General features: G+C 67.8%; 15 protein-coding genes. All 15 read left to right on the top strand.

The window, feature by feature from the left end:
* The first annotated feature begins 50 nt into the window (after positions 1 to 50).
* The 15 genes from JT1_RS10725 (at position 51) to rpsS (ending at position 14,670) form a co-directional block, all read left to right on the top strand.
* Complete coding sequence (locus JT1_RS10725; RefSeq protein WP_068326083.1) at positions 51 to 3,929, top strand: DNA-directed RNA polymerase subunit beta'; 3,879 nt, start codon at positions 51 to 53, stop codon at positions 3,927 to 3,929.
* Between the two features lie 205 nt (positions 3,930 to 4,134).
* Positions 4,135 to 4,410, top strand: a complete 276-nt coding sequence (locus tag JT1_RS10720) for an HU family DNA-binding protein (protein ID WP_169701955.1) — start codon at positions 4,135 to 4,137, stop codon at positions 4,408 to 4,410.
* Positions 4,411 to 4,499: 89 nt separating this feature from the next.
* Positions 4,500 to 4,781 (top strand): hypothetical protein, encoded by a 282-nt coding sequence (locus tag JT1_RS10715; RefSeq protein WP_068326080.1) that lies wholly within the window; start codon positions 4,500 to 4,502, stop codon positions 4,779 to 4,781.
* Positions 4,781 to 5,311: a GNAT family N-acetyltransferase gene (locus JT1_RS10710; protein ID WP_068326077.1), complete on the top strand. Its 531-nt coding sequence runs from the start codon at positions 4,781 to 4,783 to the stop codon at positions 5,309 to 5,311. The genes JT1_RS10715 and JT1_RS10710 overlap by 1 nt, the downstream gene beginning before the upstream one ends.
* A gap of 296 nt (positions 5,312 to 5,607) precedes the next feature.
* Complete coding sequence (gene rpsL, locus JT1_RS10705) at positions 5,608 to 5,982, top strand: 30S ribosomal protein S12 (protein ID WP_007930014.1); 375 nt, start codon at positions 5,608 to 5,610, stop codon at positions 5,980 to 5,982.
* The gene (gene rpsG / locus JT1_RS10700) at positions 5,982 to 6,452 is read left to right on the top strand and encodes a 30S ribosomal protein S7 (RefSeq protein WP_068326069.1); all 471 of its coding nucleotides are present in this window, start codon (positions 5,982 to 5,984) and stop codon (positions 6,450 to 6,452) included. Before rpsL ends, rpsG begins: the two co-directional genes overlap by 1 nt.
* Positions 6,453 to 6,537: 85 nt before the next feature.
* Positions 6,538 to 8,661, top strand: coding sequence for an elongation factor G (gene fusA / locus JT1_RS10695; protein WP_068326066.1), 2,124 nt, complete (start codon positions 6,538 to 6,540; stop codon positions 8,659 to 8,661).
* Positions 8,662 to 8,772: 111 nt separating this feature from the next.
* Positions 8,773 to 9,966 (top strand): elongation factor Tu, encoded by a 1,194-nt coding sequence (tuf, locus tag JT1_RS10690; RefSeq protein ID WP_068326060.1) that lies wholly within the window; start codon positions 8,773 to 8,775, stop codon positions 9,964 to 9,966.
* A gap of 166 nt (positions 9,967 to 10,132) precedes the next feature.
* Positions 10,133 to 11,233: a YihY/virulence factor BrkB family protein gene (locus tag JT1_RS10685; protein ID WP_068326057.1), complete on the top strand. Its 1,101-nt coding sequence runs from the start codon at positions 10,133 to 10,135 to the stop codon at positions 11,231 to 11,233.
* A gap of 329 nt (positions 11,234 to 11,562) precedes the next feature.
* The gene (rpsJ, locus tag JT1_RS10680; RefSeq protein ID WP_007924661.1) at positions 11,563 to 11,871 is read left to right on the top strand and encodes a 30S ribosomal protein S10; all 309 of its coding nucleotides are present in this window, start codon (positions 11,563 to 11,565) and stop codon (positions 11,869 to 11,871) included.
* A 17-nt stretch (positions 11,872 to 11,888) separates the two neighbouring features.
* Entirely contained in the window at positions 11,889 to 12,545 is a 657-nt protein-coding gene (gene rplC, locus JT1_RS10675) for a 50S ribosomal protein L3 (protein ID WP_068326054.1), read from the top strand.
* Between the two features lies 1 nt (position 12,546).
* Positions 12,547 to 13,200: a 50S ribosomal protein L4 gene (rplD, locus tag JT1_RS10670; protein WP_068326048.1), complete on the top strand. Its 654-nt coding sequence runs from the start codon at positions 12,547 to 12,549 to the stop codon at positions 13,198 to 13,200.
* Positions 13,197 to 13,514 (top strand): 50S ribosomal protein L23, encoded by a 318-nt coding sequence (rplW, locus tag JT1_RS10665; protein WP_281178012.1) that lies wholly within the window; start codon positions 13,197 to 13,199, stop codon positions 13,512 to 13,514. Before rplD ends, rplW begins: the two co-directional genes overlap by 4 nt.
* A gap of 22 nt (positions 13,515 to 13,536) precedes the next feature.
* A complete protein-coding gene (gene rplB / locus JT1_RS10660) occupies positions 13,537 to 14,373 on the top strand; it encodes a 50S ribosomal protein L2 (protein ID WP_068326045.1) in 837 nt (278 codons plus the stop codon).
* Between the two features lie 15 nt (positions 14,374 to 14,388).
* Positions 14,389 to 14,670 carry a 30S ribosomal protein S19 gene (gene rpsS / locus JT1_RS10655; RefSeq protein WP_007924678.1) on the top strand — a complete coding sequence of 94 codons (282 nt, stop codon included), beginning with the start codon at positions 14,389 to 14,391 and terminating at the stop codon, positions 14,668 to 14,670.
* The last annotated feature ends 17 nt before the right edge of the window (positions 14,671 to 14,687 follow it).

Below are 14,687 nucleotides of genomic sequence, written 5' to 3'. Positions count from 1 at the left end.
GCCACAGAACTTATCGAGTCATCCTCGACAACGAGAGAAGGAAGCACGAAGTGCTGGACGTCAACTTCTTCGACGAGCTGCGCATCGGTCTGGCCTCCGCGGAGGACATCCGTAACTGGAGCCACGGCGAGGTCAAGAAGCCCGAGACCATCAACTACCGCACCCTCAAGCCTGAGAAGGAGGGCCTCTTCTGCGAGCGGATCTTCGGTCCGACGCGGGACTGGGAGTGCTCCTGCGGCAAGTACAAGCGGGTCCGCTTCAAGGGCATCATCTGCGAGCGCTGCGGCGTCGAGGTCACTCGCGCCGGCGTGCGTCGTGAGCGGATGGGCCACATCGAGCTCGCCGCCCCCGTCACCCACATCTGGTACTTCAAGGGCGTCCCCTCGCGCCTGGGGTACCTGCTCGACCTGGCCCCGAAGGACCTCGAGAAGGTCATCTACTTCGCGGCCTACATGATCACGAGCGTCGACGTGGACCAGCGACACACCGACCTGCCCTCGCTCGAGGCCCAGATCGAGGCCGAGAAGAAGGAGCTCGAGAACCGCCGCGACGCGGACGTCGAGACCCGCGCGCAGAAGCTCGAGAAGGACATCGCCGAGCTCGAGGCCGAGGGCGCCAAGTCCGACGCCAAGCGCAAGGTCCGCGACTCCGCCGAGCGCGAGATGAACCAGATCCGCAAGCGTGCCGACCAGCAGGTCGAGCGCCTCTCCCAGGTCTGGGAACGGTTCAAGAACCTCAAGGTCCAGGACCTCGAGGGCGACGAGGTCCTCTACCGCGAGATGCGCGACCGCTTCGGTCTGTACTTCGAGGGCGGCATGGGTGCCGCGGCGATCCAGAAGCGTCTGGAGACCTTCGACCTCGAGGCCGAGTCCGACAAGCTGCGCGAGATCATCGCCACCGGCAAGGGGCAGAAGAAGACCCGTGCGCTCAAGCGCCTCAAGGTCGTCACCGCCTTCCTCACCACCGACAACAAGCCCGCGGGCATGGTCCTGGATGCCGTCCCGGTCATCCCCCCGGACCTGCGCCCGATGGTCCAGCTCGACGGTGGCCGGTTCGCCACGTCCGACCTGAACGACCTGTACCGCCGGGTCATCAACCGCAACAACCGCCTCAAGCGCCTGCTCGACCTCGGTGCGCCCGAGATCATCGTCAACAACGAGAAGCGGATGCTGCAGGAGGCCGTCGACAACCTCTTCGACAACGGTCGTCGTGGTCGCGCGGTCACCGGCCCGGGCAACCGGCCGCTGAAGTCCCTGTCCGACATGCTCAAGGGCAAGCAGGGTCGCTTCCGTCAGAACCTCCTCGGCAAGCGCGTCGACTACTCCGGCCGTTCGGTCATCGTCGTCGGCCCGCAGCTGAAGCTGCACCAGTGCGGTCTGCCGAAGGCCATGGCGCTCGAGCTCTTCAAGCCCTTCGTCATGAAGCGGCTCGTGGACCTCGACCACGCCCAGAACATCAAGTCGGCCAAGCGCATGGTCGAGCGGCACCGTTCCGTGGTCTGGGACGTCCTCGAAGAGGTCATCACCGAGCACCCGGTCCTGCTCAACCGCGCGCCCACGCTGCACCGTCTGGGCATCCAGGCCTTCGAGCCGCAGCTCATCGAGGGCAAGGCCATCCAGATCCACCCGCTCGTCTGCACCGCCTTCAACGCGGACTTCGACGGTGACCAGATGGCCGTCCACCTCCCGCTGAGCGCCGAGGCGCAGGCCGAGGCCCGGATCCTGATGCTCTCGAGCAACAACATCCTCAAGCCGGCCGACGGTCGACCCGTCACGATGCCGACCCAGGACATGATCATCGGGCTCTTCCACCTCACCTCCGAGGTGGACCTGGAGACCGAGCACCCTCGCGCCTTCTCCTCGACGGCCGAGGCCCGCATGGCCTACGACGCCGGGGCGATCAAGATCGGCACGCCGATCCGGGTCCGCCTGCACGACATCGTCCCCACGGCCGGTCAGCTCCCCGAGGGCGCCGAGACCGACGAGCAGGGTCGCGTCACCAGCTGGACCGCGGAGACCACCCTCGGCCGCGCCCTGTTCAACGGGACGCTGCCGGAGGACTACCCCTTCGTCAACGAGCCGGTGGACCGCAAGCGCCTGTCGACGATCGTCAACGACCTCGCCGAGCGCTACACCAAGGTGCAGGTCGCGGCCTCCCTGGACGCCCTCAAGGAGGCCGGCTTCCACTGGGCCTCCCGCTCGGGCACCACGGTCGCGCTGTCCGACGTCGTCACGCCGCCGCGCAAGCCCGAGATCCTCGCGGCCTACGAGGAGAAGGCGACCAAGGTCCAGAAGCAGTACGAGCGCGGTCTGATCACCGACGACGAGCGTCGCCAGGAGCAGATCGAGATCTGGACCCAGGCCACCAACGAGGTCTCCGCAGAGATGCAGGAGAACTTCCCGAAGGACAACCCGATCTACCGGATGGTCTCCTCGGGTGCCCGTGGTAACTGGTTCCAGCTGCGTCAGATCGCCGGTATGCGCGGCCTCATGGCCAACCCGAAGGGCGAGATCATCCCGCGCCCGATCCGCACGAACTTCCGTGAGGGTCTGTCCGTCGTCGAGTTCTTCATCTCGACGCACGGTGCGCGCAAGGGACTGGCCGACACCGCCCTTCGTACCGCCGACTCCGGGTACCTCACCCGTCGTCTCGTCGACGTCTCCCAGGACGTCATCGTCCGCGAGGACGACTGCGGGACCGAGCGCGGCCTGACGATGCCGATCGCGCAGTTCGACGAGCTCACCGGCACCCGTCGCCTCCACGACGACGTCGAGTTCACCGTCTACGCGCGCTGCGTCGCCAGTGACGTGGAGCACGAGGGCCAGGTCCTGGCGCCGGCCGGGTCCGACCTCGGTGACGTCGTCATCGACCGCCTCTACAAGGCGGGTGTCGACGAGGTCAAGATCCGCTCGGTCCTCACCTGCGAGTCGAAGGTCGGTACGTGCGCCAAGTGCTACGGCCGCAGCCTGGCCACCGGCCAGCTCGTCGACATCGGCGAGGCCGTCGGCATCATCGCGGCCCAGTCGATCGGTGAGCCCGGCACCCAGCTGACCATGCGGACCTTCCACACCGGTGGTGTGGCAGGTGACGACATCACGCAGGGTCTGCCGCGTGTCGTCGAGCTCTTCGAGGCGCGCACCCCCAAGGGTGTGGCCCCGATCGCCGAGGCCGACGGCAAGGTCACGATCGAGGAGACCGACAAGGGCCGTCGTCTCCTGCTCGTCGCGGACCGCGACGGCGAGGAGCACGCCTACCCCGTGAGCAAGCGTTCGCGCCTGCTCATCGAGGACGGTCAGCGCGTCGAGGTCGGCACCCAGCTCGTCCAGGGCGCCATCGACCCGAAGCAGGTCCTGCGCATCCTGGGCCCGCGCCAGGCGCAGAAGCACCTGGTCGACGAGGTGCAGAACGTCTACCGCCAGCAGGGTGTGTCGATCCACGACAAGCACATCGAGGTCATCGTCCGGCAGATGCTGCGCCGGATCACGATCCTCGAGTCGGGGGACACCGGTCTGCTCCCGGGCATGCTCGCCGAGCGGGGTCGCTTCGAGACCGAGAATCGTCGCGTCGTCTCCGAGGGCGGGCGCCCGGCCTCGGGTCGTCCGGAGCTCATGGGGATCACCAAGGCCTCGCTGGCCACGGACTCCTGGCTCTCCGCCGCCTCCTTCCAGGAGACGACCCGCGTCCTCACCGAGGCCGCGATGGAGGGTCGCTCCGACCCGCTGCTGGGTCTGAAGGAGAACGTCATCCTCGGCAAGCTCATCCCCGCCGGTACGGGCCTGCCCCGCTACCGCAACGTGGACGTCGAGCCCACCGAGGAGGCCAAGGCGGCGATGTACTCGCTGCCCAGCTACGACGAGTACGCCTACCCGGTCTTCGGTCCCGGTTCGGGCGAGGCGATCCGCCTCGACGACCTCGACCTGGACGTCTGAGTCGACGCACCTCCCACGAAGGGGGTCCCACCGCGGTCGCGGTGGGACCCCCTTCGTCGTGGGGCTGGCGGGACGGGTGGGGCTGCGATGCCCGGATCTGGCGGAAAATCAAGGGAAACACGCCGTAGGGCAAGTCGACGAGGCCCGCGTTTTCGTGGTTGATTGGTCTCTGTTCGATTCACGAACTTCAAGGATGGAGATCCACATGAACAAGTCTGAGCTCGCCAGCGCCGTCGCCGAGAAGGCGGGCGTGTCCGCCTCCGCGGCGTCCGAGGTCATCACCGCCCTCCAGGCGGTCCTGTCCGAGTCCGTCGGCAAGGGCGAGAAGGTCACCGTCCCCGGCTTCTTCAGCCTCGAGCGCGTCGAGCGCGCCGAGCGCAAGGGTCGCAACCCGCAGACCGGTGCCGAGATGACGATCCCCGGTGGCTACGCCGCCAAGCTCACCGCCGGCAGCGCCCTCAAGGCCGCCGCGAAGGGCTGATCCCAGCCGCTGCACGAAGGGGGCCGGTCACCGTCGAGGTGACCGGCCCCCTTCGTGCTGCCCGCAGTGCCGTGGGGGAGGATGAGCGCATGACCGAACCCGACCGCCGCCACCCGATGTCGGTGCGCGCCACCGCGGCCCGCTGGGGTCTGGGGGCCGTGCTCGTGGTGGGCGCCCTCGTGCTCCTGGTCAAGCCCGGGGGAGTGAGCAAGCTGCTCGGCCTCGCCCTGGCCGGCGCCGCCGTCGTCACCTTCACCCGCCGCTCACGCAGCGACGCGACGATCGTGACGGTCGTGCTCCTCCTGGTCGCCGCGGTCTACGTCGGCGCCTTCGTCAGCGGCAACAGCCACTGGATCACGGACCGGTACTGATGCGCGACGACCTGGTGATCCGCCGGGAGACCCCGGCCGACGCCCTCCCGACGGAGCTCCTCCACGACGCGGCCTTCGGCATCCCGCACGGACGAAGGGAGACCATCGAGCGCGAGCTGCTGCGCGGCCTGCGCGCCGACGGCTCGGTCCTCGACGAGCTGACCTTCGTCGCCGAGCTGGACGGCGGGGTGGTCGGGCACATCGTGTGCAGTCGGGCCGCGCTGGGTGGGTCACCCTCCGTCGCGCTGGGGCCCCTCTCGGTCCGTCCCGACCTGCAGGGGCAGGGGATCGGCGCCGCGCTCGTCATGGCCGTCGTCGCCAGCGCCGAGCGGATCGCGGTCCCGGTCATCGTGCTCCTGGGGGACCCGGGGTACTACGGCTTCTTCGGTTTCGTCCCGGCCGCCGGGCACGGCATCGGGTCCCCGGGGCCGTGGGGGGAGCAGTACTTCCAGGCGCTGACGCTGCGCGCCTGGCGGCCGCAGATGGCCGGCGACTTCCGCTACGCGCCCGCCTTCGACCGTCTCGGCTGACATCCCGCGACGGGGCGCGGCCGGATCGGATTTGTGGCGCTCGGGACCCGCCGGTATCGTTGATCAGCGTGCGTGGCACGGCTGTGCCGTGAAGCGCGCCGGGAGCGGTCGGTGACGACCGCCTCCGCCCTCTTGCCGGGCGCCCGGGCGCGGTCCATCCGGACCGTGGTGGGGAGTGCAGGGAAGAGCACCATCGACGACACGCCCGAGTGCGGGGGTCGTGGATGGCATCCAAGGAGCGTCGCCCGGGTCCACCCGGTCGGCGCAGACAACATCACCAACGTACGGAGATCAGGTTGCCTACCATCAACCAGCTGGTGCGCAAGGGTCGGCAGGACAAGCCGTCCAAGGCCGCCACGCCCGCCCTCAAGGGCTCGCCGCAGCGCCGTGGCGTGTGCACGCGTGTGTACACCACCACCCCCAAGAAGCCGAACTCTGCCCTTCGCAAGGTCGCCCGCGTGCGCCTGACGAGCGGCATCGAGGTCACCGCCTACATCCCGGGTGTCGGTCACAACCTGCAGGAGCACTCCATCGTGCTCGTGCGCGGTGGCCGAGTGAAGGACCTCCCCGGTGTCCGTTACAAGATCGTCCGCGGGTCCCTCGACACCCAGGGCGTCAAGGGTCGTCAGCAGGCCCGCAGCCGTTACGGCGCCAAGAAGGAGAAGAAGTAATGCCTCGCAAGGGTCCCGCCCCGAAGCGCCCGCTCGTCGTCGACCCGGTCTTCCAGTCCCCGCTGGTGACCCAGCTGGTCAACAAGATCCTCCTCGACGGCAAGAAGTCCATCGCCGAGTCGATCGTGTACGACGCCCTCGAGGGTTGCCGTGAGAAGACCGGCACCGACCCGGTCCAGACGCTCAAGCGCGCGCTCGACAACGTCAAGCCCTCCTTGGAGGTCAAGTCCCGCCGTGTCGGTGGCGCGACCTACCAGGTCCCGATCGAGGTCAAGCCCGGCCGCGCCACGACCCTGTCGCTGCGCTGGCTCGTCGGCTACGCCCGTCAGCGTCGCGAGAAGACGATGACCGAGCGCCTCATGAACGAGATCCTGGACGCCAGCAACGGCCTCGGTGCCGCGGTGAAGCGTCGCGAGGACACCCACAAGATGGCCGAGTCCAACAAGGCCTTCGCGCACTACCGCTGGTGACAGCAGGTCGGGGCCGGCACCCGTCGGCCCCGACCACCAGCCCGCACGGGCAGACACGACCGCAACGAGCGAGATGAGATAACGAGTGGCACAGGACGTCCTGACGGACCTGACCAAGGTCCGCAACATCGGCATCATGGCGCACATCGACGCCGGCAAGACGACGACGACTGAGCGCATCCTTTTCTACACCGGCGTCAACCACAAGCTGGGCGAGACGCACGACGGTGCCTCCACCACGGACTGGATGGAGCAGGAGAAGGAGCGCGGCATCACCATCACGTCCGCCGCGGTCACCTCCTTCTGGGACGACACCCAGATCAACATCATCGACACCCCCGGCCACGTCGACTTCACCGTCGAGGTCGAGCGGTCGCTGCGCGTGCTCGACGGCGCGGTCGCGGTCTTCGACGGCAAGGAAGGGGTCGAGCCCCAGTCCGAGACCGTCTGGCGCCAGGCGGACAAGTACGACGTCCCCCGCATCGCGTTCGTCAACAAGATGGACAAGCTCGGCGCGGACTTCTACTTCACCGTGCAGACGATCAAGGACCGCCTCGGTGCGGAGCCGCTCGTCATGCAGCTGCCGATCGGCGCCGAGAACGACTTCGTCGGCGTCGTCGACCTGATCAAGATGAAGGCGCTCGTGTGGCCCGGCGACGCCAAGGGTGACGTCACCCTGGGTGCCTCGTACGAGACCCAGGAGATCCCGGCGGACCTGCAGGCCAAGGCGGAGGAGTACCGCAACCACATCGTCGAGCGCGTCGCCGAGGCTGACGACGAGCTCATGGAGAAGTACCTCGGTGGCGAGGAGCTGACCGACGAGGAGCTCAAGGCGGGCATCCGCAAGCTCACGGTCAACTCGGAGCTGTACCCGATCTTCTGCGGCTCGGCGTTCAAGAACCGTGGCGTCCAGCCGGTGCTCGACGCCGTGCGCGACTACCTGCCCAGCCCCCTCGACGTCGCCGCCATGGAGGGCCACGCCCCCGGCAACGAGGACGAGGTCGTGCTGCGCCGGCCGAGCGTCGACGAGCCCTTCTCGGCGCTCGCCTTCAAGATCGCGGCGCACCCCTTCTTCGGCACGCTGACCTTCATCCGCGTGTACTCGGGCAAGCTCGTCCCCGGCACCCAGGTCATCAACTCGACCAAGGGCAAGAAGGAGCGCATCGGCAAGCTCTTCCAGATGCACGCCAACAAGGAGAACCCGGTCGACGAGGCGATGGCGGGCCACATCTACGCCGTCATCGGTCTGAAGGAGACCACCACGGGTGACACCCTGAGCGACATCCAGGCGCCGGTCATCCTCGAGTCGATGTCCTTCCCCGCCCCGGTCATCCAGGTGGCCATCGAGCCCAAGACCAAGGGCGACCAGGAGAAGCTCGGCTCCGCGATCCAGCGTCTCGTCGCCGAGGACCCGACCTTCCAGGTCTCCCTCGACGAGGAGACGGGCCAGACGATCATCGCCGGCATGGGCGAGCTCCACCTCGACGTCTTCGTCGACCGGATGCGGCGCGAGTTCAAGGTCGAGGCCAACATCGGCAAGCCGCAGGTAGCCTACCGCGAGACCATCCGTCGCGCGGTCGAGAAGTACGACTACACGCACAAGAAGCAGACCGGTGGGTCCGGCCAGTTCGCCAAGGTGCAGATCACCTTCGAGCCCCTCGTCACGGACGAGGAGAACGAGGGCGAGATGTACGAGTTCAAGAACGCCGTCACCGGTGGTCGCATCCCGCGCGAGTACATCCCGAGCGTCGACGCCGGCATCCAGGACGCGATGCAGTACGGCGTCCTCGCCGGGTACCCGGTGGTCGGTGTCAAGGCCACCCTGATCGACGGCGCCTACCACGACGTCGACTCCTCGGAGATGGCCTTCAAGATCGCCGGCTCGATGGCCTTCAAGGAGGCCGCCCGCAAGGCCGACCCGGTGCTCATGGAGCCGATGATGAAGGTCGAGGTGCGCACCCCCGAGGACTACATGGGTGACGTCATCGGCGACATCAACTCGCGCCGTGGCCAGATCCAGTCCATGGAGGACGTCAGCGGCGCCAAGGTGGTCACCGGTCTGGTCCCCCTGTCCGAGATGTTCGGCTACGTCGGCGACCTGCGGTCGAAGACCCAGGGCCGGGCGAACTACTCGATGGAGTTCGACTCGTACGCAGAGGTCCCCAAGGCCGTTGCCGAGGAGATCATCAAGAAGACCCGAGGCGAGTGACCGGTAGCATTACCGGGATCCCGACGCGGAACATCCACACACACCCCCAATCGACGCCACCCTGCCGGGATAAGGCGTAACCAAAGAAGACGTCCTGAGGAGGACAACACAGTGGCGAAGGCAAAGTTCGAGCGGAGCAAGCCGCACGTCAACATCGGCACCATCGGTCACATCGACCATGGCAAGACGACGCTGACGGCCGCGATCTCCCGCGTGCTGCACGACAAGCTCCCCGACCTCAACGAGGCATCGGCGTTCGACACGATCGACAAGGCTCCTGAGGAGAAGCAGCGCGGTATCACCATCTCGATCTCGCACATCGAGTACCAGACGGAGTCGCGTCACTACGCGCACGTCGACTGCCCGGGTCACGCCGACTACGTCAAGAACATGATCACCGGTGCGGCTCAGATGGACGGCGCGATCCTCGTGGTCGCCGCCACCGACGGCCCCATGCCGCAGACGAAGGAGCACGTCCTCCTGGCCCGCCAGGTCGGCGTCCCCTACATCGTCGTGGCGCTCAACAAGGCCGACATGGTCGACGACGAGGAGATCCTGGAGCTCGTCGAGATGGAGGTCCGCGAGCTGCTGTCCTCCTACGAGTTCCCGGGCGACGACGTCCCGGTCGTCAAGGTCTCGGCGCTCAAGGCGCTCGAGGGCGACGCCACGTGGGGCGAGTCGATCATGGAGCTCATGGACGCTGTCGACTCCTACATCCCCGAGCCGGAGCGTGACCTCGACAAGCCGTTCATGATGCCCGTCGAGGACGTCTTCACGATCACCGGTCGTGGCACCGTCGTCACCGGTCGCATCGAGCGCGGCATCCTCAACGTCAACGAGGAGGTCGAGATCGTCGGTATCCGCGAGGAGAAGACGACCACGACCGTCACCGGCATCGAGATGTTCCGCAAGCTCCTCGACGAGGGTCGCGCGGGCGAGAACGTCGGTCTGCTCCTCCGCGGCACCAAGCGCGAGGACGTCGAGCGCGGGCAGGTCATCTGCAAGCCGGGCTCGATCACCCCGCACACCGAGTTCGAGGCGCAGGTCTACATCCTGTCGAAGGAGGAGGGTGGCCGGCACACGCCGTTCTACGACTCCTACCGTCCGCAGTTCTACTTCCGGACCACCGACGTCACCGGCGTCGTCTCCCTGCCCGAGGGCACCGAGATGGTCATGCCCGGTGACAACACCGACATGAAGGTCGAGCTCATCCAGCCGATCGCCATGGAGGAGGGCCTGAAGTTCAACATCCGCGAGGGTGGCCGCACCGTCGGCGCCGGTCGCGTCACCAAGATCCTCAAGTGATCCTGGGCTGACCCCGGTCAGCGACCACGCAGGGCCCGTCTCCCCGTCAGGGGAAGGCGGGCCCTGCGTCGTGCCTCGGCCGTGCCGTCGTGTCGGGAGGGCGGAGGCGCTCCCTTCGGCCTAGGGTTGGGTCGACCCCTGTACCCGAGCACGGAGAGGCCGCGCCATGGCCACCGCCGAGACCACAGGCGCCGACAGGCGCACCGAGCACGACGGGTTCGACGAGGACGTCAAGCCGTCCCTGCGCGAGCTCAAGGGACGCAGCTGGCGCTTCGCCGCCAAGCGGGCCCTCAAGGAGTTCAGCGCCGACGGGTGCACGGACCTCGCCGCGGCGCTGACCTACTTCTCCGTGCTCTCGATCTTCCCCGCGCTCCTCGCGCTGGTCTCCATCCTCGGTCTGGTGGGGGAGCCGGAGCAGACCAAGACGACGATCCTCGACGTGCTCGACCAGCTCGGCACCGGCAGCGTGAGCGACACGCTCGAGGGGCCGCTGGAGCAGATGGTCACGTCGTCCGCAGCCGGGCTCGGCCTCGTCGTGGGTCTGGCCGGTGCGTTGTGGTCGGCCTCCGGCTACGTCGGGGCCTTCGGCCGGGCACTCAACAAGATCTACGAGGTGCCGGAGGGCCGCAAGTTCATCAAGCTGCGCCCGATGCAGCTCGTCGTCACCGCCGTGCTCCTCGTGCTCGCGGCCGCGATCATCCTCTCGGTCGCGGTGAGCGGCGACCTCGCCCGCGTCATCGGCGACACGATCGGCCTCGGCGACGCGGCGGTGATGGCCTGGAACATCGCCAAGTGGCCGGTCATCCTGCTCGTCGTGGTCTTCATGGTCGGCCTGCTCTACTGGGCGACCCCAAATGTCCGTCAGCCCAAGTTCCGCTGGCTCAGCCCGGGCGCAGCGGTGGCGATCGTCGTCGCGATCCTCGCCTCGGTCGTCTTCGGCTTCTACGTCTCCAACTTCGGCTCGTACAACAAGACCTACGGGTCGCTCGCCGGCGTGATCGTCACACTCCTGTGGCTGTGGATCATCAACAACGTCCTGCTCCTGGGTGCCGAGCTCGACTCCGAGATCGAGCGCTCCCGGCAGCTGCAGGCGGGTCTGCCCGCCGAGGACGAGCTGCCGCTCCCGTTGCGCGACACGACGAAGTCCGATGCGGCCGCCGAGGCCCAGGGCGAGATCGTCGAGGAGGCCCGTTCGCTGCGTATCGAGGGCCTGCACGATCAGGGTCGTTCGGCCGCCGACCTCGCCGACCGGGACCGCCCGGAGTAACCCCCTTCGCCTCCGATTTGGATCAGGCGCGCCGCCTCTGGCACACTTGTCAGGTTGCTTGTTGAGCGGTGGTGCCGCGACCAGCCCTGTGCTGTGGTCGCCGGCGTCATCGCCAGCCCGATGACAACGCATCGCACCGCGCAGCGGGGCGACACATCGGAGCCAGAGCACGATCCGGTTCGTCCGGGTCGACGACCAGGCGCACGATCTGCCCTTCGGCATGTCGTCGCGCTGCGGAGCGGGTGCGACACACCCGACCGCGGGGGTCGGAGACCGGGCCGGGCCCACACAGACCACAGCACGACGGCGAGAGAGAGACGGACACACAGATGGCGGGACAGAAGATCCGCATCCGGTTGAAGTCGTATGACCACGAGGTCATCGACAACTCGGCGCGAAAGATCGTCGACACCGTGACCCGTGCCGGCGCAACGGTGGTCGGCCCCGTGCCGCTGCCGACGGAGAAGAACGTGTTCTGCGTCATCCGTTCGCCGCACAAGTACAAGGACAGCCGCGAGCACTTCGAGATGCGCACCCACAAGCGCCTCATCGACATCATCGACCCGACGCCCAAGGCCGTCGACTCGCTGATGCGTCTCGACCTCCCGGCTGACGTCAACATCGAGATCAAGCTCTGATCCGGGGAAGACGAGACATGACCACCACTGCCACCAAGACCGTCAAGGGCGTGCTCGGCGAGAAGCTCGGCATGACGCAGGTCTGGGACGAGGAGAACCGCCTCGTCCCGGTCACCGTCATCCAGGCCGGCCCGTGCGTCGTCACCCAGGTCCGCAATGTCGAGACCGACGGGTACGACGCCGTGCAGATCGCCTACGGCGCCATCGACCCCCGCAAGGTGAACCAGCCCACGAGCGGCCACTTCGCCAAGGCCGGCGCCACCCCGCGCCGCCACCTCATCGAGCTGCGCACCGCCGACGCCGCCGAGTACACCCTCGGCCAGGAGGTGACGGTCGAGCTGTTCGAGAACGGGCAGGCCATCGACGTCACCGGCACCACCAAGGGCAAGGGCTTCGCCGGCGTCATGAAGCGTCACGGCTTCGCCGGCGTCAGCGCCTCCCACGGTGCCCACCGCAACCACCGCAAGCCCGGCTCGATCGGTGGCTGCGCCACCCCGGGTCGCGTCTTCAAGGGGATGCGCATGGCCGGCCGCATGGGCGGCGTGCGCCAGACCACCCAGAACCTGACGATCCACGCCGTGGACGCCGAGAAGGGCCTGCTGCTCGTCAAGGGTGCCGTCCCCGGCCCCCGCGGTGGCGTCGTCCTCGTCCGCACCTCGGTGAAGGGAGCCTGACGTGCCGAGCATCGACATCATCAACCCGGCCGGAACCGCTGCCGGGACCGTGGAGCTGCCCGCCGAGATCTTCGACGTGCAGGTCAACGTCCCGCTCATCCACCAGGTCGTCGTCGCCCAGCTCGCCGCAGCGCGCCAGGGCACGCACTCGACCAAGACCCGCGCAGAGGTGCGCGGTGGTGGCCGCAAGCCGTACCGGCAGAAGGGCACCGGCCGGGCCCGTCAGGGCTCGACCCGCGCCCCGCAGTTCGCCGGCGGTGGCGTCGTCCACGGCCCGCAGCCGCGTGAGTACAGCCAGCGCACCCCCAAGAAGATGAAGGCCGCCGCCCTGCGCGGTGCCCTCTCCGACCGGGCGCGCCACGGCCGCATCCACGTGCTGAGCGCGCTCCTCGAGGGGGAGACCCCCTCCACCAAGAGCGTCGCCGCGATCCTCGGTGGCCTGAGCGAGCGCAAGAACCTGCTCGTCGTCATCGAGCGCGGCAACGACGCGGCGTGGAAGTCGGTCCGCAACCTCGTGGACGTCCACGTGCTCGCGGCCGACCAGCTCAACACCTACGACGTGCTGTGCTCCGACGACGTCGTCTTCACCCAGGCGGCTCTCGAGGCCTTCCTCGCCGGGCCCGCGCCCAAGAACGCAGAGGAGACGGACAAGTGAGCGAGTCCATCACGAGCGCGTCCCAGATCAAGGACCCGCGCGACATCCTGATCCGTCCCGTCGTCTCGGAGAAGTCCTACGGTCTCCTCGACGAGGGCAAGTACACCTTCATCGTCGACCCGCGGTCCAACAAGACCGAGATCAAGATCGCCGTCGAGCAGATCTTCGGCGTCAAGGTCGACTCCGTGCACACCATGAACCGAGTCGGCAAGGCCCGACGCACCCGGTTCGGCACCGGTAAGCGCAAGGACACGAAGCGCGCGATCGTCACCCTCCGCGAGGGCACGATCGACATCTTCGGCGGCCAGGGCTGACGGAGAGGACAAGGAAGAACCAATGGGTATCCGTAAGTACAAGCCGACCACCCCGGGTCGTCGCGGCAGCTCTGTCGCCGACTTCGTCGAGGTCACGCGCTCCACGCCTGAGAAGTCGCTGGTCCGTCCGCTGAGCAAGACCGGTGGCCGCAACTCCACCGGCCGCATCACCACCCGTCACATCGGTGGTGGCCACAAGCGTGCCTACCGCGTCATCGACTTCCGTCGCCACGACAAGGACGGCGTGCCGGCCAAGGTCGCTCACATCGAGTACGACCCCAACCGCACCGCCCGCATCGCGCTGCTGCACTACGCCGACGGCGAGAAGCGCTACATCCTGGCGCCGAACAAGCTCGCGCAGGGCACGGTCATCGAGAACGGCCCGTCCGCCGACATCAAGGTGGGCAACAACCTGCCGCTGCGCAACATCCCCAACGGCACGACGATCCACGCCGTGGAGCTGCGTCCGGGTGGCGGTGCCAAGCTGGCCCGCTCCGCGGGTGTCAGCATCCAGCTGCTCGCCAAGGAAGGGCCGTACGCCACGCTGCGCATGCCCTCCGGTGAGGTCCGTCGCGTCGACGTGCGCTGCCGCGCCACCGTCGGTGAGGTCGGCAACGCCGAGCAGTCGAACATCAACTGGGGCAAGGCCGGCCGCATGCGGTGGAAGGGCAAGCGCCCGACCGTCCGTGGTGTCGTCATGAACCCGGTCGACCACCCGCACGGTGGTGGCGAGGGCCGTACTTCCGGTGGCCGTCACCCCGTCTCGCCCTGGGGTAAGCCCGAGGGCCGTACCCGGCGTCCCGGCAAGGCGAGCGACAAGCTCATCGTCCGTCGCCGCCGCACCGGCAAGAAGCGCTGATAGGAGCCTTTGGACATGCCTCGTAGTTTGAAGAAGGGCCCCTTCATCGACGACCACCTTCAGAAGAAGGTCGACGTCCAGAACGAAGCGGGCACCAAGAACGTCATCAAGACCTGGTCGCGCCGTTCGGTGATCTCGCCGGACATGCTCGGCCACACCTTCGCCGTGCACGACGGCCGCAAGCACGTCCCGGTGTTCGTCACCGAGGCGATGGTCGGCCACAAGCTCGGCGAGTTCGCACCGACCCGCACCTTCCGCGGTCACGTGAAGGACGACAAGAAGGGACGTCGTCGCTGATGCCTGCCACCGAGACC

It is taken from the genome of Janibacter terrae NBRC 107853, from assembly GCF_001591405.1.
GTDB classification, from domain to species: domain Bacteria; phylum Actinomycetota; class Actinomycetes; order Actinomycetales; family Dermatophilaceae; genus Janibacter; species Janibacter terrae.
The sequence above is the reverse complement of the archived record's forward strand: the minus strand, read 5'-3'. Positions and strand labels throughout refer to the sequence as shown.

What these genes read in the sequence shown, in the direction of transcription:
- JT1_RS10720 (WP_169701955.1), top strand. Translation starts at nt 4,135, where the DNA reads ATGAACAAGTCTGAGCTCGCCAGCGCCGTCGCCGAGAAGGCGGGCGTG.
- JT1_RS10715 (WP_068326080.1), top strand. Translation starts at nt 4,500, where the DNA reads ATGACCGAACCCGACCGCCGCCACCCGATGTCGGTGCGCGCCACCGCG.
- JT1_RS10710 (WP_068326077.1), top strand. Translation starts at nt 4,781, where the DNA reads ATGCGCGACGACCTGGTGATCCGCCGGGAGACCCCGGCCGACGCCCTC.
- rpsG (WP_068326069.1), top strand. Translation starts at nt 5,982, where the DNA reads ATGCCTCGCAAGGGTCCCGCCCCGAAGCGCCCGCTCGTCGTCGACCCG.
- JT1_RS10685 (WP_068326057.1), top strand. Translation starts at nt 10,133, where the DNA reads ATGGCCACCGCCGAGACCACAGGCGCCGACAGGCGCACCGAGCACGAC.
- rpsJ (WP_007924661.1), top strand. Translation starts at nt 11,563, where the DNA reads ATGGCGGGACAGAAGATCCGCATCCGGTTGAAGTCGTATGACCACGAG.
- rplC (WP_068326054.1), top strand. Translation starts at nt 11,889, where the DNA reads ATGACCACCACTGCCACCAAGACCGTCAAGGGCGTGCTCGGCGAGAAG.
- rplB (WP_068326045.1), top strand. Translation starts at nt 13,537, where the DNA reads ATGGGTATCCGTAAGTACAAGCCGACCACCCCGGGTCGTCGCGGCAGC.
- rpsS (WP_007924678.1), top strand. Translation starts at nt 14,389, where the DNA reads ATGCCTCGTAGTTTGAAGAAGGGCCCCTTCATCGACGACCACCTTCAG.